Origin of the sequence: Hydrogenophaga flava NBRC 102514 (genome assembly GCF_001571145.1) — a bacterium.
In the GTDB taxonomy this organism is placed as follows: domain Bacteria; phylum Pseudomonadota; class Gammaproteobacteria; order Burkholderiales; family Burkholderiaceae_C; genus Hydrogenophaga; species Hydrogenophaga flava.
The window spans coordinates 125176-146134 of sequence record NZ_BCTF01000003.1 but is presented as its reverse complement, the minus strand read 5'-3'; the positions used below and the strand labels follow the sequence as shown (position 1 = coordinate 146134).

23 protein-coding genes and 1 pseudogene are annotated in these 20959 nt (G+C 68.7%); 10 read left to right on the top strand and 14 right to left on the bottom strand.

From position 1 onward, the window contains the following. Positions 1-14 precede the first annotated feature (14 nt). A complete protein-coding gene (locus tag HFL01S_RS04050) occupies positions 15-989 on the top strand; it encodes a Bug family tripartite tricarboxylate transporter substrate binding protein (protein ID WP_066255027.1) in 975 nt (324 codons plus the stop codon). On the opposite strand, the gene HFL01S_RS04045 is transcribed toward HFL01S_RS04050, so the two are convergent. From HFL01S_RS04045 to kynB, 4 genes and pseudogenes are all read right to left on the bottom strand, one after another. Further along, entirely contained in the window at positions 976-2067 is a 1092-nt protein-coding gene (locus tag HFL01S_RS04045; protein ID WP_066255024.1) for a DNA glycosylase AlkZ-like family protein, read from the bottom strand. The genes HFL01S_RS04050 and HFL01S_RS04045 overlap by 14 nt on opposite strands. Positions 2068-2092: 25 nt before the next feature. Then, positions 2093-2971, bottom strand: a complete 879-nt coding sequence (kynA, locus tag HFL01S_RS04040) for a tryptophan 2,3-dioxygenase (RefSeq protein WP_066255021.1) — start codon at positions 2969-2971, stop codon at positions 2093-2095. A gap of 12 nt (positions 2972-2983) precedes the next feature. Continuing rightward, positions 2984-4258 (bottom strand): annotated as a pseudogene (gene kynU, locus HFL01S_RS04035) (kynureninase). 19 nt (positions 4259-4277) lie between these two features. Next, a complete protein-coding gene (gene kynB / locus HFL01S_RS04030; RefSeq protein WP_066255019.1) occupies positions 4278-4925 on the bottom strand; it encodes an arylformamidase in 648 nt (215 codons plus the stop codon). A gap of 191 nt (positions 4926-5116) precedes the next feature. Between kynB and HFL01S_RS04025 the strand changes: the two genes are divergently transcribed. From HFL01S_RS04025 to HFL01S_RS04015, 3 genes are read left to right on the top strand one after another with little or no spacing between them, the layout of a single operon-like run. Further along, positions 5117-5425, top strand: a complete 309-nt coding sequence (locus HFL01S_RS04025; RefSeq protein WP_066255471.1) for a FeoA family protein — start codon at positions 5117-5119, stop codon at positions 5423-5425. Beyond that, the gene (gene feoB / locus HFL01S_RS04020) at positions 5422-7296 is read left to right on the top strand and encodes a ferrous iron transport protein B (protein ID WP_066255016.1); all 1875 of its coding nucleotides are present in this window, start codon (positions 5422-5424) and stop codon (positions 7294-7296) included. Before HFL01S_RS04025 ends, feoB begins: the two co-directional genes overlap by 4 nt. Next, positions 7293-7478, top strand: coding sequence for a hypothetical protein (locus HFL01S_RS04015; protein ID WP_066255013.1), 186 nt, complete (start codon positions 7293-7295; stop codon positions 7476-7478). Before feoB ends, HFL01S_RS04015 begins: the two co-directional genes overlap by 4 nt. A 6-nt stretch (positions 7479-7484) precedes the next feature. Here the strand turns inward: HFL01S_RS04015 and HFL01S_RS04010 are convergent, their stop codons facing one another. The 5 genes from HFL01S_RS04010 to HFL01S_RS03990 are packed head-to-tail and all read right to left on the bottom strand — an operon-like array spanning position 7485 to position 11241. Continuing rightward, entirely contained in the window at positions 7485-8414 is a 930-nt protein-coding gene (locus HFL01S_RS04010) for a class I SAM-dependent methyltransferase (RefSeq protein ID WP_066255010.1), read from the bottom strand. 9 nt (positions 8415-8423) lie between these two features. Next, a complete protein-coding gene (locus HFL01S_RS04005; protein ID WP_066255007.1) occupies positions 8424-8744 on the bottom strand; it encodes a YkgJ family cysteine cluster protein in 321 nt (106 codons plus the stop codon). A 4-nt stretch (positions 8745-8748) separates the two neighbouring features. Further along, positions 8749-9060, bottom strand: a complete 312-nt coding sequence (locus tag HFL01S_RS04000; RefSeq protein ID WP_066255003.1) for a YkgJ family cysteine cluster protein — start codon at positions 9058-9060, stop codon at positions 8749-8751. Positions 9061-9068: 8 nt separating this feature from the next. Beyond that, a complete protein-coding gene (argF, locus tag HFL01S_RS03995) occupies positions 9069-10016 on the bottom strand; it encodes an ornithine carbamoyltransferase (RefSeq protein ID WP_066255001.1) in 948 nt (315 codons plus the stop codon). 19 nt (positions 10017-10035) lie between these two features. Then, a complete protein-coding gene (locus HFL01S_RS03990) occupies positions 10036-11241 on the bottom strand; it encodes an aspartate aminotransferase family protein (RefSeq protein WP_066254999.1) in 1206 nt (401 codons plus the stop codon). A gap of 201 nt (positions 11242-11442) precedes the next feature. On the opposite strand from HFL01S_RS03990, the gene HFL01S_RS03985 reads away from it, so the two are divergent. Then, a complete protein-coding gene (locus tag HFL01S_RS03985; RefSeq protein WP_439648595.1) occupies positions 11443-11787 on the top strand; it encodes a DUF3579 domain-containing protein in 345 nt (114 codons plus the stop codon). A 68-nt stretch (positions 11788-11855) separates the two neighbouring features. Next, positions 11856-12686 carry a TIGR00266 family protein gene (locus HFL01S_RS03980; RefSeq protein WP_066254993.1) on the top strand — a complete coding sequence of 277 codons (831 nt, stop codon included), beginning with the start codon at positions 11856-11858 and terminating at the stop codon, positions 12684-12686. 151 nt (positions 12687-12837) lie between these two features. Here the strand turns inward: HFL01S_RS03980 and rpsT are convergent, their stop codons facing one another. Next, positions 12838-13137, bottom strand: coding sequence for a 30S ribosomal protein S20 (gene rpsT, locus HFL01S_RS03975; RefSeq protein WP_066254990.1), 300 nt, complete (start codon positions 13135-13137; stop codon positions 12838-12840). 117 nt (positions 13138-13254) lie between these two features. Between rpsT and murJ the strand changes: the two genes are divergently transcribed. Both murJ and HFL01S_RS03965 read left to right on the top strand, forming a co-directional pair. After that, positions 13255-14820, top strand: a complete 1566-nt coding sequence (murJ, locus tag HFL01S_RS03970; protein ID WP_066254988.1) for a murein biosynthesis integral membrane protein MurJ — start codon at positions 13255-13257, stop codon at positions 14818-14820. 7 nt (positions 14821-14827) lie between these two features. After that, on the top strand, positions 14828-15685 hold the full coding sequence (locus tag HFL01S_RS03965; RefSeq protein ID WP_066254983.1) for a SirB1 family protein: 858 nt from the start codon (positions 14828-14830) through the stop codon (positions 15683-15685). Positions 15686-15689: 4 nt separating this feature from the next. On the opposite strand, the gene HFL01S_RS03960 is transcribed toward HFL01S_RS03965, so the two are convergent. The 4 genes from HFL01S_RS03960 to purM form a co-directional block, all read right to left on the bottom strand. Next, positions 15690-16706, bottom strand: a complete 1017-nt coding sequence (locus HFL01S_RS03960) for a GlxA family transcriptional regulator (RefSeq protein ID WP_066254979.1) — start codon at positions 16704-16706, stop codon at positions 15690-15692. Next, a complete protein-coding gene (locus tag HFL01S_RS03955) occupies positions 16685-17317 on the bottom strand; it encodes a DJ-1/PfpI family protein (RefSeq protein WP_066254976.1) in 633 nt (210 codons plus the stop codon). The genes HFL01S_RS03960 and HFL01S_RS03955 overlap by 22 nt, the downstream gene beginning before the upstream one ends. Continuing rightward, positions 17314-17880, bottom strand: coding sequence for a cysteine hydrolase family protein (locus tag HFL01S_RS03950; protein ID WP_066254975.1), 567 nt, complete (start codon positions 17878-17880; stop codon positions 17314-17316). The genes HFL01S_RS03955 and HFL01S_RS03950 overlap by 4 nt, the downstream gene beginning before the upstream one ends. A 93-nt stretch (positions 17881-17973) precedes the next feature. Beyond that, a complete protein-coding gene (purM, locus tag HFL01S_RS03945) occupies positions 17974-19032 on the bottom strand; it encodes a phosphoribosylformylglycinamidine cyclo-ligase (protein WP_066254970.1) in 1059 nt (352 codons plus the stop codon). A gap of 102 nt (positions 19033-19134) precedes the next feature. On the opposite strand from purM, the gene HFL01S_RS03940 reads away from it, so the two are divergent. Continuing rightward, positions 19135-20247 (top strand): AI-2E family transporter, encoded by a 1113-nt coding sequence (locus HFL01S_RS03940; RefSeq protein WP_066254967.1) that lies wholly within the window; start codon positions 19135-19137, stop codon positions 20245-20247. 17 nt (positions 20248-20264) lie between these two features. Further along, the gene (hda, locus tag HFL01S_RS03935; protein WP_066255468.1) at positions 20265-20951 is read left to right on the top strand and encodes a DnaA regulatory inactivator Hda; all 687 of its coding nucleotides are present in this window, start codon (positions 20265-20267) and stop codon (positions 20949-20951) included. Positions 20952-20959 lie beyond the last annotated feature (8 nt).

Genomic DNA, 20959 nt, shown 5'->3' with positions numbered 1-20959 from the left:
TACCAGGAGACACCATGTTCAAGCCTTCCCGCCGCCTCACCATCGCCGCTGCCGCCGTGGCACTCGCCTGCGGCGTCTCGACCTCCTTCGCCCAGACCACCTGGCCCAGCAAGCCGCTGAAGATGGTGGTGGGTTTTCCGGCCGGTTCTTCGCCCGACCTCACGGCGCGCCTGCTGGCCGAACCGCTGTCGCAGGCGCTGGGCCAGCCGGTGGTCATCGAGAACAAGACCGGTGCGGGCGGCAACATCGGTGCCGACGCTGTGGCCCGCGCCACCGACGACCACACCATCGGGCTGATGATCAACGGCAATCTCACCATCGCCAAGATCCTCAACCCCGCCACCACCTACGACCCGCTCAAGGACCTGCAGCCGGTCTCGCTGATCGCGGTCTCGCCCCTGGTGCTGGCCGCGCCCGCGGGTGCGCCGACCGGCAAGGCCTTCTTCGACCAGGCCAGGGCGCAGGGCGACAAGCTCAACTACGGCACCCCCGGCGTGGGCACGGTGGCCCATCTGGGCATGGAGCTGCTCAAGGCCAAGGCCGGCATCGCGCCGGTGCATGTGCCCTACCCGGGCAACCCGCAGGTGATCACCGCGCTGATTGGCGGCCAGATCCAGATGGCGCTGTTGCCGCCGGGGCTGGCGATGGCGCAGGTCAAGGGCGGCAAGCTGCAGGCCGTCGGCGTCACCTCCACCGGCCGCAGCAGTGTGGTGCCCGAGGTGGCGAGCCTGGCCGACGCGGGCGTGCAGGGCCTGCAACTGGAGATCTGGAACGCGGTGGCCGCGCCGGTGGGCCTGCCCAAGGCCCATGTGCAGAAGCTGGCCACGCTGCTGGCCGAGATCGTGCGCCGCCCCGAGATCCGCCAGAAGATCCTGAACCAGGGCTGGCAGGTGGCGGGCACGGCGCCTGAGGGCCTTGCCAAGCGCATCGCCGCGGACACGGCGGCGATGGCCGAAGTGATTCAGAAGAACAACATCAAGGCGAACTGACGCCGAGACTGGCGGCCATGTCCGCCAGTTCGGTGTCCAGCGCCTGGCGGAAACCTTTGTCTTTCGGCGCCTGCCCGCTGACATAGCCCACTTCGGCCTGCAGGCGCCCCTCCACCACCGACAGGTTGCCCCAGCCGATGACTTGGTCGCGCCAGAGCAGGGGCAGCGCGTAGTAGCCGCGCACCCGCTTGGCCGGCGGCGTGTAAGCCTCGAAGCGGTAGGCCCAGCCCCAGAGGCGTTCGAAGCGGTTCCGGTCCCAGACCACCGGGTCGAAGGGCGCGAGCAGGCGCACGCGCTCGTCCACCTGCCAGCGGCGCGCAGCCGGATCTTCGCCCTCCGGCCAGAACCAGCGCACGCCGTCCAGCTCGGCGCTCGGCAGGCGCTGGGTGGCGCGTTGCAGCGCAGCGCGCAACAGGCCCTTCCACTGCGGCACCGCGTGCTGGAGCATGGCCACCAGCTGGCGCAGGCCGGGCTGGGGCAGGGGCGCGTACTTGTTCACCAGCACATCCACCAGCCGGTCCAGCGTGGCGGGCACATCGTCGGGTGCGGTCTGCGGCTGGTGGGCGGCGTAGAGGCGGATGCCGTTGTCGCGCCGCGCCACGCGCAGCAGGCCGCGGTAGTGCATCGCGTCCAGCAGCTGGGTGCTGGCTTTGGACCGGCCACCGAAACCATTGGTGGTGTGGCCGTGGGCGAAATGCGCGTCGACCTCGCGCGGGTGCGCCTCTCCGCGTGCGTGCACGAAGTGCCAGACCGCCTCGGCCTGCGCCCAGCGTTCGGCGGGCCATTCGCGCAGGTCCGAGCGCGGGTGCATCAGCGCGTGCAGTTCGGGCGTGACGAAGCCGTAGTTGACGAAGAAGTCCTCCTCAACCCGGAGCTTTGGATAGCGCCGCTCCAGATCACCGGCCCGGTAGCCCTGGACGCGGTGTCGCAGCGTCAGATCCTGTGCCCGCGCGGGGGCGCGGATCGGATCGGCCTGCACAAACCCCAGGAGCGCGATGGCCTTGGGCAGGGTGGTGGGTGTGAACAGGCTGCGCGCCACGGCGTGGCGGCGCAGGTGGGCAAGGGTGATGGCGGCCATGCGCCATCATGCCGGAGCGGGGAGATCAGAGCGCGGTGCGCAGGGTCCAGATCTCGGGGAACAGCACCACGTCCAGCATCTTGCGCAGGTAGCTCACACCGCCCGTGCCGCCGGTGCCGCGCTTGAAGCCGATCACGCGCTCGACCGTGGTGACGTGGCGGAAGCGCCAGAGGCGGAACGCGTCTTCCAGGTCGGTGAGTTCTTCGCCGAGCTGGTAAAGGTCCCAGTGCTGCTTGGGGTTGCGGTAGACCTGCAGCCAGGCTTGCTCGACCGCCTCGCTGGCCTCGTAGGGCTGGGTCCAGTCGCGCTGCAGATGGCTGGCCGGCACGGCGATGCCGCGGCGCGCCAGCAAGCGCAGGCTCTCGTCGTAGAGCGAGGGCGCTTCGTAGGCCGCCTGCACCATGGCCGCCCGCTCGGGGTGGTGCGCATGCGGCTTGAGCATCGCGGCGTTCTTGTTGCCCATCGCGAATTCGATGCAGCGGTACTGGAAGCTCTGGAAGCCGCTGGAGTGGCCGAGGTAAGGGCGGACGGCGCTGTACTCCGGCGGCGTCATGGTGGCCAGCACGTCCCAGGCGTGAACCAGCTGTTCCATGATCTTGGAGACGCGCGCCAACTGCTTGAAGGCGGCGTTGAGTTCGTCGGCCGCGATGTTGCGGATGGCTGCGGTCAGCTCGTGCAGCATGAGCTTCATCCAGAGTTCGCTGGTCTGGTGCTGCACGATGAACAGCATCTCGTCGTGGGCGGGCGAGAGCGGCTTCTGCGCGGTCAGGATGGCGTCGAGCTGCAGGTAGTCGCCGTAGCTCATGTCCTGGCTGAAATCCAGCTGCGCCTTCTCGTCGCGCACGATGGCTTCGGTGGCCGAGGCGGGGTTGTTGTCGCTGGTGTCGTGGTACGGGCAGGTCATGGCGCGCTCCTTTCAGGTCACCGCATGCTTCTGGTTGAACTCGGGGCGCTTCCACTCGCCCGACTCGAGCACCTGCTTCAGGTGTTCGACCGCGTTCCACACGTCGACGAAACCGATGTACAGCGGCGTGAAGCCGAAGCGCAGGATGTCTTTGTGGCGCCCGCCGTCGCCGGCGCGGTAGTCGCCGATCACGCCGCGCGCGATCAGGGCCTGCACGATGGCGTAGGCGCCTTCGTCGCGGGTCAGGCAGACCTGCGAACCGCGTTGAGCATGCTCGCGTGGCGTCGCCAGGCCCAGGCCGTGGCCCGCGCAGCGCTCTTCCACCAGCTGGATGAAGAGGTCGGTCAGTGCCAGCGACTTGGTGCGCAGCGCGGCCATGCCGCCGAAGGGCTCGGCGCCCAGCACGGTGTCCACGCCGCACTCCAGCGCGGCCAGGCTGATCATGGGTTGTGTGCCGCACTGATAGCGGGTGATGCCCGGTGCGGGCTGGTAGTCGGGCGTGAAGGCGAACGGGGTCGCGTGGCCCCACCAACCGGCCAGCGGCTGCCAGAAGCGGTCGGCGTGCAAGGGGTTGACCCACACGAAGGCGGGCGCACCCGGGCCGCCGTTGAGGTACTTGTAGCCGCAGCCGACCGAGAAGTCGGCCTTGGCGCCTTTGAGGTCCACCGGCACCGCACCCGCGCTGTGCGCCAGGTCCCACACGGTCAGGATGCCTTCGGCGTGCGCCGCGGCGGTCACGATCGCCATGTCGTGCATGGCGCCGGTGCGGTAGTTCACGTGCGTGAGCATGAGGATGGCGACCTCGGCCGTCAGCGCTGCGGCGATCTCCTCGGGCTCGACCAGCACCAGCTCCATGCCATGCTGTTTGCACAGGGCCTCGGCGATGTAGAGGTCGGTCGGGAAGTTGCTGCGCTCGCTCACGATGCGCTTGCGCTGGGGTGCGTCGGCGGCGGCGATGTTCATGGCCGCGCTCAGCACCTTGAACAGGTTGACCGAGGTGCTGTCGGTGGCCACCACCTCGCCCGGGCCGGCACCGATCAGGCGCGCGATCTTGTCGCCCACCTTGCCGGGCATCTGGAATCAGCCGTGCTTGTTCCAGCTCTGGATCAGGTCGGTGCCCCATTCCTGCGCCACCACCTGGGCCACGCGGCCGGGGGCGGCGCGCGGCATCACGCCCAGCGAGTTGCCGTCGAGGTAAATGGTGTCGACGGGCAGGTTGAACTCGTCGCGCAGGTCGCGCAGCGGGTCCTGGATGTCGCGCTGCAGGCAGTCTTCTTTGGTGGTCATCGGTGGGTCTCCTTCGGGTTCACAGTTCACGCAGCACCGCGCGCACCGGGCTGGCGTCGGCGGTGGTCAGCTTCAGGGGCAGGGCGATCAGCTCGTAGTCGCCCTCGGGCACGTCGTCCAGCAGCAGGTTCTCCAGCACGCGCAGGCCGCGCTGGCGGATGGTCTGGTGGCTGTCCAGGGTCTTGCTCTCGGCCGGGTCGATGCTGGCGCTGTCGATGCCGATCAGCAGCACGCCGCGATCGGCCAGCAGCGCCACGGTCTCGGGCGCGAAGGCGGGCAGGGCGGTGTCGAATCGGTCCTGCGGCATTTGTTCATACACACGCACCAGAACCCTCGCCGGCAGCCCGTCCATGGCGTGCGCCAGATGCTCCGGCCGCACCAGAGGCCCGCAGCCGATGGCGTGGATCACCCGGCACGGGCCGATGAAGGCCTGCAGGTCCACGGCGCCGATGGCCGCGCCCTCGGGGTCGTAGTGCAGCGGTGCGTCGGCGTGGGCGCCCACGTGCGGGCTCAGCGTGATCGCGCTCACGTTGACAGGACAGCCGGGGCCGATACGGGCCATCCACTGTTGCGAATAGGCCGTGTCGCCCGGAAACACGGGCGATCCGGCGTGCACAGGAGGGGAAATGTCCCAGAGCTTTTGGGAGCGTGGGGGATGGTTTTTCATGGTTCGGGGAAGGTAGCACCCACGAAAAAACCGTGGTGTCGGTTATTCCCAACGATCAGAAAATAATTTAAGCCTAAAGCAAATTGGATGCAGGACAAAGAAATGCGGGCAGACCTTGATCAAAAGCAAATGAGAAACGATCTCGTTTGAATACATTGGAAACACCTTCTCTTCCGATGCCGGGTTCCACCATGTCCACTGCCCCGTCCCCTTCCTGCACCGGCGCCTGCCCGGACACCCGCGACACCGCGCCGCGCACCCTCGACGCCTGGCCCCTGCGCACCCCGGCGCTGCTGCAGGGCTTTGCGCCGGTGCACGACCCCGAGGTCCGCCGGACCTTGCACCGCCTGGCGGAGATCGGCTTCCTGCCCGGCGAGGTGGTCGAGATCGTGGCGCGCGCCGGCGGCCGCGGCGGGCCGATCGCCGTGCGGGTGGGCGGATCGACCTTCGCGCTGCGGGCCCACGAGGCGGCGCTGCTGCGTGTGCGGGAGGCGGCATGAACGGCGCTGTGGCACTGCCCCGTCTGGCGCTGCTGGGCAACCCGAACTGCGGCAAGACCGCGCTGTTCAACCTGCTCACTGGCGCGCGCCAGAAGGTCGCCAACTACGCCGGCGTGACGGTTGAGCGCAAGCAGGGCTGGCTGGAAACCCCGCAGGGCCGGCGCGCCCAGGTGCTGGACCTGCCAGGCACCTACAGCCTGGAGCCGCTGAGCCAGGACGAGTCGGTGACGCGCGACGTGGTCACCGGCCGGCTGGCCGGCGAGGCGCGGCCCGACCTGCTGGTCTGCGTGGTCGACGCCACCCACCTGCGGCTGAACCTGCGCCTGGTGCTCGAAGCCCAGGCGCTGGGCCTGCCGATGGTGCTGGTGCTGAACATGGCCGATGTGGCGCAGGCGCGGGGGCTGCGCATCGACACCGCCCGCCTGGCCGAAGAACTGGGCCTGTCGGTGGTCACGGCTGTGGGCGTGCAGCGCGACGGCGCCCAGGCCCTGCTGCGCCAGCTCGACGAACTGATGGCGGCCGGCCTGCCGCCACCCCAACCGCCCGGTGACCTGGGCGTGGCGACCGACCCCGGGCAACTGAACCTGCGCGTGCGCACCCTGCTGGCCGCGGTGCTGGACGAGCCGCCGCGCCGCTGGACAGCCGACGACCGCATCGACCGCTGGGCGCTGCACCCGGTCTGGGGCTATGCGCTGCTGGCGGGCCTGTTGCTGCTGATGTTCCAGGCGGTGTTCGCCTGGGCCGCCTGGCCCATGGACCTGATCGAAGCGGGCATGGGCTGGCTGGGAGAGCAGGTGGCTGCGCACATGGCAGAAGGCCCGCTGCGCAGCCTGCTGGTGGACGGCGTGATCGCGGGCGTGGGCGGCGTGCTGGTCTTCCTGCCGCAGATCCTGGTGCTGTTCCTGTTCATCTTCCTGCTCGAAGACTCGGGCTACCTGCCGCGCGCGGCTTTCCTCATGGACCGGCTGATGGGCAGCGTGGGGCTCTCGGGCCGTTCCTTCATTCCGCTGCTGTCCAGCTTCGCCTGCGCGGTGCCCGGCATCATGGCCACTCGCACCATCAGCCACTGGCGCGACCGCTGGCTCACCATCCTGGTGGCGCCGCTGATGACCTGCTCGGCGCGCTTGCCCGTGTACGCGCTGCTGATCGGTGCCTTCGTGCCGCAGCGCAGCGTGGCCGGCCTGTTCAACCTGCAGGGCCTGGTGTTGTTCGGGCTGTACGCGCTGGGCATTGCGAGTGCGATGGCTGTGGCCTTCATCGTCTCGCGCCGCGGCGCTGGCGGTCGGTCGACGCCGCTGCTGATGGAGCTGCCGGCCTACCGCTGGCCCAGCCCGCGCAACATCGCGCGCGGCCTGTGGGAACGTGCGCTGATTTTCATCAAGCGCGTGGGCGGGATCATCCTTGCGCTGATGGTGCTGCTGTGGTTCCTCTCCAGCTATCCGGCGCCTCCCGAGGGGTTCACTGGGGCGCCGGTCGAAGCCAGCTTCGCAGGCCGCCTGGGCCTGTTCCTGGCGCCGCTGTTCGCGCCGCTGGGTTTCGACTGGCGCATCGTGGTGGCGCTGATCCCGACGATGGCGGCGCGCGAGGTGGTGGTCGCGGCGCTGGGCACGGTGTACGCGCTGAGCGCCAGCGGTGACCAGGTGGCCGATGCGCTCGGTGGCCTGATCGGCAGCCAGTGGTCTTTGGCCACGGCGCTGTCGCTGCTGGTCTGGTTCGTCTACGCACCGCAGTGCGTGGCCACGCTGGCGGCCATCCGTCGCGAGGCGGGCGGCTGGCGCCATGCGGCCATTGTCACGGTCTACCTGTTCGCCCTGGCCTGGGTGGCCTCGTGGTTCACCTACCGGCTGGTGCTGGCCTGGAGCGGTTCATGAACATCCAGTTTCTGATCGTGCTGCTGTGCGTGGGCGGCGCGCTGGTGTACCTGCTGCGGCCGTGGTGGCGCCGTGTGCGGGCCGGGTCGCGGCCGGACAAGGCGGCGGGGGCCGAGCCCCCGCAATCGTCGGCCTGCGGCGCCTGCAAGGGCTGCAGCGGCCGCTCGGGCGGCTGCCACTGAAACGCGTCAGGCCAGCGCCGGCAACCGCGCTACCAGCACCTTGAGCGCGCGGTCGGGCGACACGTCGGCGAAGGCGGCGGGGTTGGGCAGTCGCTCCTCCACAACCAGTTCAGGCGCCTCGGCGGCCAGCTGGTCGCGCAGGAACTGCTCGGGAATCTCCGGGGCGTTCAGGCAGAGCAGGGCGTGGCCGCCTGGCTTGAGCAGGTCGGGCAGGCGGCGCAGCAGGCGCGGCCAGTCCTTGGTCGCGACGAAGCTGCCCTTCTGGTAGCTCGGCGGGTCGGCGATCACCAGGTCGTACGGCCCCATGCGCGTGACCTTGCCCCAGGAACTGAACAGGTCGTGCGCCAGGAACTTCGCGCCGCCGTGGATGCCGTTGAGCTGGTGGTTCTGCTGGCCGGTGGTCAGCGCACCCTGCGCCATGTCGAGGTTGATCACTTCCTTCGCGCCGCCCTGCAGCGCGGCCACCGAGAAGGCGCAGGTGTAGGCGAACAGGTTGAGCACCTTGGCGCCGTTCGCGTGCGCGCGCACCCAGCGCCTGCCCTCGGCCATGTCGAGGAACAGGCCGTGGTTCTGGCCGCGCTGCACCTGCACGCGGTAGCGCGCGCCATCCTCGCTGACCAGGTGCGGATCGGGCACGCCGCCGGCCATCAGGTCGGTGACGGGGCGGCTGACCGGGCCGTCGGGCTGGCGGCGCTGGAACACCCAGTTCAGCGGCTGGCCGGGCGCGATCTGCGCCTGCCGGGCCGCCAGGGCCTCACCCACGACACGGGTCTCGTCGTCGGTGGCTTCGCCGAACTTCGTGAGCACCCACACGGGCGGGTACCAGTCCAGTGCCCAGTCTTCGCAGCCGGGGTGCAGGCCGCCGCGGCCGTGGAACAGGCGCTGGGCGTCGGGGCCCGGTGTGGCGTGGGCGATGGTGTCGAGCAGGGCTTGCATGGTGTGTGTTCAGACGGGCAGGCCTTCGCCCAGGGCAGGCAGGCCGTGGCGGGCGCGGGCCTTGTTGCATGCGTAGCTGCCTTCGGTCAGCTCGCGGCAGGGCGCGGCGCGTTGCAGGTAGATCGAACAGCCCACGGACTGGCCCACCGTGCCGGTCAGCGCCACGCATCGGATCGGCACCTCGCCGGTGCCTTGCATGCGGCTGGTGGCGCCATTGACCGGCTCGGTCATCGCAGCGGGGACGGTGCCGCCAGCGTCGTCGAGTTCGTAGACGGAGAACTGCACCCGGTAGGCGGCGCAGCAGGCTCCGCAGGACTGGCAGGCGGACATGCGTTCAGTGGCCGGCCAGCGGTGCCAGGCCGTGGCGGCGCCGCGCGGCGTCGCAGGCGTCGCTGCCTTCCTCGAATTCACGGCAGGGGCTGGGCCGCCACTCGTAGATGCCGCAGGTGGCCTTCTGGCCCACCGGGCCGTACAGTGCTGCGCAGCGCGGACGGCCGTGGTCGGTGCCGCGCATGCGGCTGATGCTGTCGGTCACCGGCACCCACAGCCCATCGGGCACGCTGCCGCCTTCGGATTGCGTCTCGTACACCGAGAAGTCCACGCGGAAGCTGGCGCAGCAGGCGCCGCAGGTCGTGCAGGCGCTCACGGGGCGGCTCAGGCCAGATGGCCCAGCAGCAGGTACTCCATCAGTGCCTTCTGCACGTGCATGCGGTTCTCGGCCTCGTCCCAGACCACGCTTTGCGGGCCGTCGATGACCTCGGCGGTCACTTCCTCGCCGCGGTGGGCGGGCAGGCAGTGCATGAACAGCGCGTCGGGCTGGGCCACGGCCATCATGGCCTCGTCCACGCACCACTGCTTGAAGGCGGCGCGGCGGACTTCGTTCTCGGCCTCGTAGCCCATGCTGGTCCACACATCGGTGGTCACCAGATCGGCGCCCTTGCAGGCTTCCTTCGGGTCGCTGAACACCTTGTAGCAGGCCGGGTTGGAGATGCCGGCGAGCTTCGTGTCCACCTCGTAGCCGCTGGGCGTGCTCACGTGCACGGTGAAGCCCAGCAACTCGGCCGCCTGCAGCCAGGTGTTGGCCATGTTGTTGCCGTCGCCCACCCAGGCCACCACCTTGCCGCGGATCGCGTCCAGCGGATCGCCGCTGGGGGCCGGGCGGTACTCGGTCAGCGTGAACAGGTCGGCCAGGATCTGGCAGGGGTGGAACTCGTTGGTCAGGCCGTTGATGACGGGTACGCGCGAGTACTCGGCAAACTTCTCCAGCTTGTCCTGGCCGAAGGTGCGGATCATCACGATGTCGACCATGCGGCTGATGACACGCGCGCTGTCTTCGATCGGCTCGGCGCGGCCGAGCTGGCTGTCACCGGTGGTCAGGTGCACCACCGAGCCGCCCATCTGGTACATGCCGGCCTCGAAGCTCACACGCGTGCGCGTGCTGGCCTTCTCGAAGATCATGGCCAGGGTGCGGTCCGGGTCGGCGAAGGGCTGGTACTTCTCGACCGCCTTGAACTTGGCCTTGATGAAGGCGGCGCGGCGCAACAGGTAGCCGTATTCCTCGGCGCTGAAATCCTTGAACTGCAGGTAGTGGCGGATGGACATGCGGTGCGCTCCGGGGCGGTCAGCCCTGTTCTTTGAGGAAGGTCTCGATGATCGGCAGCAGGCGGGCGACGATCTCGTCGGCCTCGGCACCGCTGATGATCAGCGGAGGCACCAGGCGGATCACGTTGTCGGCCGTCACCGACAGCAGCAGGCCGGCGTCGGCCGCGCGCTGGGTGATCACGCCGCAGGGCTGCTCCAGCTCGATGCCGATCATCAGGCCCTGGCCGCGCACTTCCTTCACGCCCTTCTTGCCCATCAGGGCGGTGACCAGTTTGGTCTGGATCAGCGTGCCCATTTTCGCGGCGTTCTGCAGCAGGCCATCCTCTTCCATGATGCGGATGGTTTCGATGCCCGCGCGCATGGACAGCGGGTTGCCGCCGAAGGTGGTGCCGTGGTTACCCGGGCCGAAGATGTTCGCGGCCTTGGGGCCGGCGACGACGGCTCCGATCGGCACGCCCGAGCCCAGGCCCTTGGCTAGGGGCATCACGTCGGGCTTGATGCCCGCCCACTGGTGGGCGAACCACTTGCCGGTGCGGCCCATGCCGCACTGCACCTCGTCGATCATCATCAGCCAGTCGTTGGCGTCGCACAGCGCACGCACGCCTTGCAGGTACTCGGCGCGCATCGGGTTCACGCCGCCTTCGCCCTGGATGGTCTCGAAGAACACGGCCACCACGTTCGGGTTGCCCTGGGTGGCCTTCTTCAGAGCTTCAAGGTCGTTCATCGGCACGCGGATGAAGCCCTCCACCAGCGGGCCGAAGCCAGCCTGCACCTTGGGGTTGCCGGTGGCCGACAGCGTGGCAATCGAGCGGCCATGGAAGGCCTTTTCGTAGACCACGATCTGCGGCTTATCGATGCCCTTGTCGTGGCCGAACTTGCGCGCCAGCTTGAGCGCGGCCTCGTTGGCTTCCAGACCGGTGGAGCAGAAAAAGGCGTTGGTCAGGCCGGAGCGCTCCACCAGCAGCTTCGCCAGCTCTTCCTGGCCGGGCACGTGGTAATAGTTGCAGCAGTGGATCATGTCCGCCACCTGCTGCTGCAGCGCCTTCACCAGCTTGGGGTGGCCGTGCCCCAGGGTGTTCACCGCGATGCCGGCCAGCGCGTCCAGGTATTCCTTGCCGTTGACGTCCCAGACTCGGCAGCCCTTGCCGTGCGTCAGCGCGATCGGCAGGCGGCCGTAGGTGTTCATCACATGGGGCGAGGACGGGACGACGGGGGCGGCTTTCATGGGGCAACTCCAGAGACCAAGGGCCAGAAAAAGAAGCGGCTCAACGCAGGTTGAGCCGTTGAAAAGCGATTTTAGGGGCAGGCACCGGCATCTTCTTTGCTTGTTCTGCATCACAGAGATGCGGCACAGTACCGTCTTCCGGCGCCGACCGGGTTAACCCTGACCGCAAGTCTTATATAAGATAGAATACCGCCATCCGCAATGGCATTCCACTCCATGGTCGACCGCCCCACCACCAAACAAGTGTTCATCCAGGGAATCACCCGGGGTGGACGCACGTTTCGCCCCAGCGACTGGGCGGAACGTCTGGCAGGGGTGATGAGCCAGTTCGGACCAGGTGGCGCGTCTGGCCGCATCGGCTGCCACATCGCCTACTCACCCTGGTGCGTGCCCACCGTGATGAATGGCACCAAGGTGGTGATCGTGCACACCGACCTGCGTGAGGCCGAGCCCATGGCCTGGGACTTCGTCATGAACTTCGCCAAGGACAACGACCTCCAGGTGGTCGAAGGCTGCCTGCTGCCCGAGCCGCCCGCCAAGGGCTGAAACCGCTGTTCTTCGCGGGTATGCTCCCGCTCCGGATTTCTTCCCAAACGAATCAGGAGCGTGTTCCCATGGCAATGGACGTTGTTGACTACTACCTGCACGGCGACGACATGCAGTTCGTCGAGATCGAGCTAGACCCGGGCGAGGCTGCGATCGGCGAGGCTGGCAGCATGATGTACATGGAGGACGGCATCGGCATGACCACCGTCTTCGGCGACGGCTCCGCCGGCTCGTCCGGTGGTGGTCTGTTCGGCAAGCTCTTGGGTGCCGGCAAGCGCCTGATCACCGGCGAGTCGCTGTTTACCACGGTCTACACCAACCAGGGCAGCGGCAAGCGCAAGGTGGGTTTCGCGGCGCCCTACACCGGCAAGATCATTCCCTTCGACCTGTCGCAGATCGGCGGCACCCTGATCTGCCAGCGAGACGCCTTCCTCTGTGCGGCCAAGGGCGTGTCGCTGGGCATCGCCTTCCAGCGCAAGCTGGGCACCGGCTTCTTCGGCGGTGAAGGTTTCATCATGCAGAAACTAGAAGGCGACGGCCTGGCCTTCGTGCACTCGGGCGGCACGGTGCTCAAGCGCGACCTGGCGCCGGGCGAGGTGTTGCGGGTCGACACCGGCTGCGTGGTGGCCTACACCACGGACATCGAGTTCGACATCCAGTTCGTCGGGGGCGTGAAAACCGCGCTGTTCGGCGGCGAGGGCCTGTTCTTCGCCACCCTGCGCGGCCCGGGCACGGTCTGGATCCAGTCGCTGCCGTTTGCGCGCCTGGCCTCGCGCATCTTTGCGGCGGCGCCGCGCACGCAGGGCGGTGGTGGCTCGGGTGGAGAACAGGGCGGTCTGGCCGCGGGCATCCTGGGCGGCGGCCTGCTGGGCGGACTCATTGGCGGGGATGACGACTGAGGCGTCCGGAGCGCCCAAAGAAAAACCGCCCCGAGGGGCGGTTTTCTTTTTTTGCTGGCAGCGCACCGTTTCAAACGGCGGACCGGGGCATCGGGGATGTACCGTTCCGGGCTGAGGCCTGCAGGAGCAGGCCGTTGGCCGTCGCTGAAATTTAAGCGGCGGCGGTGGCCAGGGCCTTGACCTTGGCAGACAGGCGGCTCTTGTCGCGCGAGGCCTTGTTCTTGTGGAAGATGCCCTTGTCGGCAACGCTGTCGACCACGGCCTGCATCTTGCCGAACAGCTCGGCGGCCTTGGTCTTGTCGCCGGCCAAAACAGCCTTCTCGACGTTCTTGACGGCGGTGCGGTACTTGGAACGCAGCGAGGTGTTGGCGGCGTTCAGTCTGACGTCCTGGCGGACGCGCTTGCGGCCAGACGCCAGACGGGGGTTCTTTTTCTTCGGCTTGGTTGCCATGTGTATATCCTTTAAGTGTTTGGGGATGTTGCCAGCAAAGCCCGCGATTCTACCACGCACCCCCAAGCGGAGCCAGTTCCGCCCGCCGGGCGGTGGCCGGGTGGTTACACTGCCGCGGTGTCGCTCTTCAAGTCCGCCTCCCTGGTTTCCCTGCTGACGCTGGCCTCGCGCATCACCGGTCTGGTGCGCGAGCTGCTGATGGCATCCACGTTCGGCGCCAGCGCCTTGACCGACGCCTTCAACGTCGCCTTCCGCATCCCGAACCTGCTGCGCCGGCTGTTCGCCGAGGGTGCGTTCAGCCAGGCTTTTGTGCCGGTGCTTGCTGGCGTGCGCGCCAAGGAAGGCGACGACGCCACCCGCGAACTGGTGAACCAGATCGCCACCGTGTTGGTCTGGGCGCTGGTGGCCACCTGCGTGGTGGGGGTAGCGATCTCGCCTGTGCTGGTCTGGGCCATGGCCAGCGGCCTCAAGCAGAGTCCCCAGGGCTTCGAGTCGGCGGTGCTGATGACGCGCTGGATGTTCCCCTATATCGGCTTCATGTCGCTGGTGGCGCTGTCGGCGGGTGTGCTGAATACCTGGAAAAAATTCGCCGTGCCGGCGGCCACGCCGGTGCTGCTGAACGTGGCGATGATCGGCGCCGCCTGGCTGGGCGCGCCCTGGTTCCAGTCCCTGGGCATCGAGCCGATCTACGCGATGGCGGCCGGCGTGATGCTCGGCGGCGCCCTGCAGCTGGGGGTGCAGATCCCGGCGCTGCTGCGCATCGGCATGCTGCCGCGCGTGGGCCTGCGCTGGTCGTCGCTCAAGGCGGCCTGGGCGCACCCGGGCACGCGGCGCGTGACCACGCTGATGCTGCCGGCCCTGCTGGGAGTGAGCGTGGCGCAGATCTCGCTGCTGATCAACACCCAGATCGCCTCGCACCTGGCCACCGGCAGCGTGAGCTGGCTCAGCTACGCCGACCGGCTGATGGAGTTCCCGACCGCCATGCTGGGCGTGGCGCTGGGCGTGGTTTTGCTGCCCCAGCTGGCGGCCGCCCGGGCTGCCGACGACGGCGAGCGCTACAGCGCCCTGCTGGACTGGGGTCTGCGGCTCGTGGTGCTGCTGGCGGTGCCCTGCGCAGTGGCCCTGCTGACCTTTGCCAAGCCCCTGGTGGCGGTGCTTTATCACTATGGCGCGTTCAGTGTGCGGGACGTGGCCCAGACCACGACCGCCCTGATGGGCTACGGCGCAGGCCTGCTCGGTCTGGTGGCGATCAAGGTGCTGGCGCCCGGCTTCTACGCGCGCCAGGACATCCGCACGCCGGTGAAGATCGCCATCGTGGTGCTGCTGCTGACCCAGGCCATGAACCTGGTGTTCGTGCCCTACCTGGCGCACGCCGGTCTGGCGCTGGCCATCGGCCTGGGCGCGATGGTCAACGCGCTGTGGCTGCTGATCGGTCTGGTGCAGCGCGGCGCCTACCGGCCTGCCCCCGGCTGGGCACGGTTTTCGATGCAGGTGCTGGCCGCCAGCGCCTTGCTGGCGGTGTTCCTGATGTGGAGCGCCGGGTCGGTGAACTGGGTGGCGTTCGAGGGCGGCGCACTGCTGCGGGTCGGCCTGATGGCCGCGATCGTGGTGGGGGCGGCGCTGCTGTACTTTGTCGCGCTGATGCTCTCGGGTTTAAAACTTCGGCAATTCGTCCGAAAATGAATCCATCATGCCTTCTGCCTTTGAACTTCCCTCGTCAACGCCGCTGGCGTATTTCGCCTCGCTGGTGAAGGACGACGACAGCCTGCCCCTGCTGGAGGCGGCGGCCTCCATCGCCCAGGACGAGTACCCGGACCTGGATGTGCAGGAGGTGCTGGGCGAGGTGGATGTGCTGCTCTCCCGCCTGCGCCGGCGCAGCCCCTCGGACGCCGAGCCCCTGCAGCGCCTGCGCGCGCTCAACCAGTTCTTTTTCCGGGATCTGGGCTTTGGCGGCAATGTCAACGACTACCACGACCCCGACAACAGCCACCTCAACGTGCTGCTCAGGACGCGCCGCGGCATCCCGATCTCGCTGGCCGTGCTGTGGCTGGAGCTGGCGCAAGGGCTGGGCCTGAAGGCGCGCGGCATCAACTTCCCGGGGCACTTCCTGGTCAAGATCAACCTGCCGGAAGGGCAGGTGGTGATCGACCCGTTCACGGGCCAGTCGCTCAGCCGCGAGGAGCTGTCCGAGCGGCTGGAGCCCTACAAGCGGCGCAACGGGCTGGTCGACGACTTCGACGTGCCGGTAGGCCTGTACCTGCAGGCGGCGCCCTCGCGCGACATCATCGCCCGCATGCTGCGCAACCTCAAGGAAATCCACCGCACGCAGGAAGACTGGTTGCGCCTGATCGCGGTGCAGGACCGGCTGCTGATCCTGCTGCCCGATGCCTGGATCGAGTACCGCGACCGGGGGCTGGCCTGGGCCGAAATGGGCGACGCGGCCCTGGCCGCCCAGGACCTGGAGGTCTACATCGCCAACACCGACGATGCGCTGGACCGCGACGCCATACAGTCGCGCCTGAACGAGCTGCGCCGCGCCCGCGGCTGAGCGCTCAGCGGGCCGCCGCTCTGTGCGTGGTGCCAGGCGTGCCAGGCTGCCCGTGTCGGTGCCAGGCGCGGCGCAACTGGGTGTCCGACCCGAACCCCGAGATCTGCGCGGCCTGTGTGACGTTGTGTCCGCTCTGCAATGCCGCCTGGGCCACCGCGAGCCGGATGCGCTGCAGGTAGGTCAGGGGCGACACCCCGGCGTGCTCCTCGAACAGGCGGGTCAGGTGGCGCGCCGAGGTGTGGCCCTGGTCTGCCATGCGCGGTACGGTCCAGGCCTCCTGCGGCGCCTGGCTCACCGCGTCCTGCACCCGATGAAGGGCGGGGTGCAGGTGGTCGCGGTGGTGCAGGAAGGGCGAGAGTTCGGGGTCCTGTGGGCCCCGGCGCAGCGCCACCACCATGGTCTGCGCCACTTCGGCCGCGAGCGCCGGCCCCAGGCGGGCGGCGATGCGGTGCAGCGTGAGGTCGATGCCGGTGGTCACGCCGGCGCTGCTGAACACCGGAGCGTCCAGCACGAACACCCGGTTGGCCAGCACCTCGCAGTCGGGCGCGGACTGGCGCAGCTCGTCCAGGTGGTGGTGGTGCGTCGTGGCCTTGCGCCGCGCCAGCAGACCGGCGCGGGCGGCCACCACGGCGCCTGCACAGATGCACATCAGCTCCACCTGTCCCTCGGCCAGGCGCAGGCCACGCAGCCAGTGCAGCAGCTCGCGCGCGGCGGGACTGTCCAGTTCGACCCGGTCGCCCGGCTGGCCCACCAGCACCACCCACTGCGGGCGCTGGGGCTGGGACAGGTCGGGCAGTGGGGTCAGATGCGACACCCGGGCGCCCACCGAGCTGACAGTTTCGGCGCGGGGGCCGGTGAAATGCAGTGCAAAGGCCGCCGGCCGGCCTTTGGCGAGCAGCGACTGGTTGGCCATGCGCAGTGCCTCGGCCGGGCCCGCCCAGTCGAGGATCAGGCTGTCGTCCAGCAGCACAAAATGCACGTCCACCACGGTGGCGGGCGTCAGTCGGGTCGGCTCATCCATCGGTAGTCCATCTGTCGTGCGGTGCGTTCGGCCAGCTCGGGGCAGGTCAGGCGGGCCACCAGGTGCAGCGACAGGTCGATGCCGGCGCTGATGCCCGCGGAGCTGAACACGTGGCCGTCCTCGACCCAGCGCGCGCCGTCAACCACATCCAGCGACGGCCACTGGCGGCGCAGGTCGTCCAGGTCTTCCCAGTGCGTCGTCACCCGGTGGTTGTCCACCACCCCGGCAGCGGCCAGCACGAACACGCCCGTGCAGACCGAGGCCGTGAGCGTCGCCTGCGCGCTGGCGCGGCGCACCCAGGCCAGCGTGTCCGGGCAGCGGGCGGCGGCGTCGGCCACACCGCCGGGCACGATCAGCAGGTCCACCGGCGTCTCGTCGCTGAAATCCCGGGTCGGCAACACCTGCAGCCCGGCCCTTGCGCGCACCAGCGCCCGGGTGCGCGCCACACAGGCCACCTGCCAGCCCGCTGCGACGGGTTGGCCGGGCCAGTCCGCGGCCTCGGGACGGGCCGCCATGCGGGCGGCGGTGGTGAACACTTCGTAGGGACCGGCCAGGTCCAGCGCCTCGACATCGTCGAAGGCCAGGATGGCGATGCCGAACGGTCGGGTCACGCCGCAGCCCCGGCGCGTGCCAGCGCCTCGCCTACCGAGGTGAGGGTGCAGAAGCGGCCCTGCAACACGGTGGCGGTGCGGGCATTGATCTCGGCCGCGGTCAGGGGCGAGCCGTCGGGCTGGGTCATGTCGAAGGTCAGCGTGGCGTCCAGCACATAGTCGACCTCCCAGCCGAGGTCGGAGGCGTGGCGGGTGGTGGTTTCGCAGCACTGCTCGGCGCGGATGCCACTCACGATCAGCCGGCGGATGCCGTTTGCGGTCAGCCAGACGTCCAGCCCGGTGCCGACGAGGGCACTGTGCCGGTGCTTGACGAAGCTGGCGGCCGGATCAAAAACGGACAGCTCGGCCAGCGGGCAGACATGGCCGCTGGCGTGCGAGAAGGGGTTGTCCGGTGTTTCCGGTCCGTCGCTGTGCAGGATGCGCACCACCGGGATGCCCTGCGCGACGCAGCCGTCGATCAGGGCGTTCTGCTCGGCCATGTAGGCCGGCAGTGCCGAGGCGTCGAAGTAGGGGCGGTGGCGGAAGGATTCCTGGACGTCGATGACCAGCAGGGCGGTGTTCATGGGGCAGCTCCTTTGACAAGATGGCTGCATTGTTCCCGCCGTGACGCCTCCTGTCCGCCACCGCTGCGGACAGGTTTCGATCAGATCAGGACATCAGGCCACGACCACCGAAGCGCCGTCGCCCTTGGACGCGATGGCGCCGATTTCATAGACCGTCTCGCCCAGTTCGCGCAGGGTGGCGGCGCAGGCGGCGGCCTCTTCGGCGGCGATCACCACCACCATGCCGATGCCGTTGTTGAAGGTGCGGTTCATCTCGATGTCGTCGATGCCGGCCACCTTCTGCAGCCAGGCGAACAGCTCGGTCTGCGGCCAGCTGCCCTTCTTGAGGTGGGCGGCCGTGCCTTCGGGCAGCACGCGCGGGATGTTCTCCAGCAGGCCGCCGCCGGTGATGTGGGCCAGGGCCTTGATGCCAGAGGCATCTCCTGTCTTCGGGTGTTTGGCCAGGGCAGCCAGCACACTTTTCACGTACAGGCGGGTCGGCGCCATGATGGCCTGGCGGAACGGCTGGCCGTCCAGCGTTGCGGGCAGGTCGCTGCCGGCGCGTTCGATGCACTTGCGCACCAGCGAGAAGCCGTTGGAATGCACGCCGTGCGAGGCCAGGCCCAGCACCACGTCGCCCGGTTTCACGTCCTTGCCTGTCAGGATCTTGCTCTTCTCGACCGCGCCGACGCAGAAGCCGGCCAGGTCGTATTCGCCGGCCGGGTACATGCCGGGCATTTCGGCGGTTTCGCCGCCGATCAGGGCGCAGCCGGACAGTTCGCAACCCTTGGCGATGCCACCGACCACGGCCGCGGCCGTTTCCACGTCCAGCTTGCCGCAGGCGAAGTAGTCCAGGAAGAAAAGCGGTTCGGCGCCCTGCACCAGCACGTCGTTCACGCTCATGCCGACCAGGTCGATGCCCACGGTGTCGTGCAGGTTCCATTCGAAGGCCAGCTTGAGCTTGGTGCCCACGCCGTCGGTGCCGCTCACCAGCACCGGCTCTTTGTAGCGCTTGGGCACTTCGAACAGGGCGCCGAAGCCGCCGATGCCGGCCAGCACGCCTTCGCGCATGGTCTTTTTGGCTAGCGGCTTGATGCGCTCGACCAACGCATCGCCCGCGTCGATGTCAACGCCGGCGTCTTTGTAGGAAAGGGGGGTGGTGCTGGAGGTCATAGGGGGAGGGCGGGGAGAGGGCCCGCGCGGGCCGGGGACTAGAATTTGCGGCTGATTTTAAGGGTTCGCCCTCCGGCCCCCATTCACCTGAGCTTGCACCCCATGACCCTATCCCCCGCGCAGATCCGTTCCCTGACCTGGGTCGCCATCGCCGTGGCGGTCTGGGCGCTGCTGACGGTGCTGGCGCCGGTGCTGATGCCCTTCGTGCTGGCTGCGGTGATGGCCTACGCCCTGCATCCCCTGGTGGAAAAGCTCAATGACCGGCGGATTCCCCGTTGGCTCGGGGCGGGCGTGGCCATCGCCCTGCTCATGCTGGTGCTGCTGGCGGTGGTGCTGCTGATCGTGCCGGTGATCACCAAGCAGGTGCCGCTGCTCAAGGAGCAGGTGCCGGCGCTGCTGGACCGGGTCAACGACGGCCTGGTGCCGCTGGCGGGGCGCTTTGGCATCGACCTGCAGATTGATGTCGGCCAGGTGCGCGAATGGCTCCGGGAGCTGGTGACCGGCCACGAGCAGGAGCTGATCAACGGCCTGCTGTCCTCGCTGCGCATCGGCGGCAGCGCGCTGGCGGCTGTGTTCGGCAACCTGGTGCTCACGCCTATCGTCGCTTACTACCTGCTGCTGGACTGGGCGGGGCTGGTGGAACGCAGCAAGCGGCTGATTCCGCCGCGCTGGCTGCCCTCGGTGCAGAGCTTCCTGGACGAGACCGACGAGGTGCTGGGCCAGTACCTGCGCGGCCAGTTGCTGGTGATGGGCGTGCTGGCGGTGTTCTACACCGTGGCGCCGGCCCTGGTGGGGCTCAAGCTGGCGCTGCCGATCGGCGTGTTCACCGGTCTGGCCGTGTTCGTGCCCTACCTGGGCTTCGGCCTGGGCCTGGTGATGGGCCTGCTGGCGGCGGTGCTGCAGTTCCAGAGCCTGACCGGCGTGGTGCTGGTCGGTGTGGTCTACGCGGTGGGCCAGGTGGCCGAGAGCATGTACGTGACGCCGCGCCTGCTGGGCGAGCGTATCGGTTTGCATCCCATCGCGGTCATCTTCGCCCTGATGGCCTTCGGCCACCTGTTCGGCTTCGTGGGGGTGCTGATCGCGCTGCCGGCCAGCGCCGTGCTGCTGGTGGCGATCCGCCGCGCCAAGGCCGGTTACCTGGCCAGCGACCTGTACCTGCCCGGTGCAGCCACCGCCCCGGCCGCGCCGGCCCAGCCGAAGGACGGCTCGGAATGAAGCCGGTTCAGCCGCCCATGAAACAGATGGCGCTGGACATCGGGCTGGCGCCTGTGCCCACGCTGGACAACTTCGTGGCGGCGGGCAACGAGGCCGTGCTGGAGCATCTGCGGCTGTGGACCTACAACCCCCTGCGGTCGCCGGTGCCCACTTACCTCTGGGGCGAGCCCGGCAGTGGCAAGACCCACCTGCTGCGGGCGGTGCGCGAAACACTGCGCGACCTGGGCGCCCGCACCGGCTGGATCGGGGCGGGCATCCTGCACCCGATCGAGTTCGACGAGAGCTGGGACGCGGTGATCCTCGACGACTGTCATCTCTACACCGCCGAGCAGCAGGCCGCGGCCTTCAACTGGTTCGTCAACGCCCAGACCCCGGCCCACGGCCCGGCGCGCTGGGTGCTGGCCGCGGCCGACCGGCCACCGGCCGACCTGAAACTGCGAGAAGACCTGCGCACGCGCCTGGGCTGGGGCCATGTGTTCCAGCTCAAGGCCTTGGGCGAGACCGAGCGCCGTTCCGTGCTGCGGCGGGCCGCTGACGAGCGAGGCGTGTTCCTGGGCGACGAGGTCATGGACTTCATGCTCAACCGCTTCTCGCGCGACCTCTCCAGCCTGATGATGCTGCTGGACCAGCTCGACGCCTACGCCCTGCGCACGCAGCGCGCCATCACGATTCCGCTGATCAAGTCCATGCTGGACAACGAATGAAGACTTCC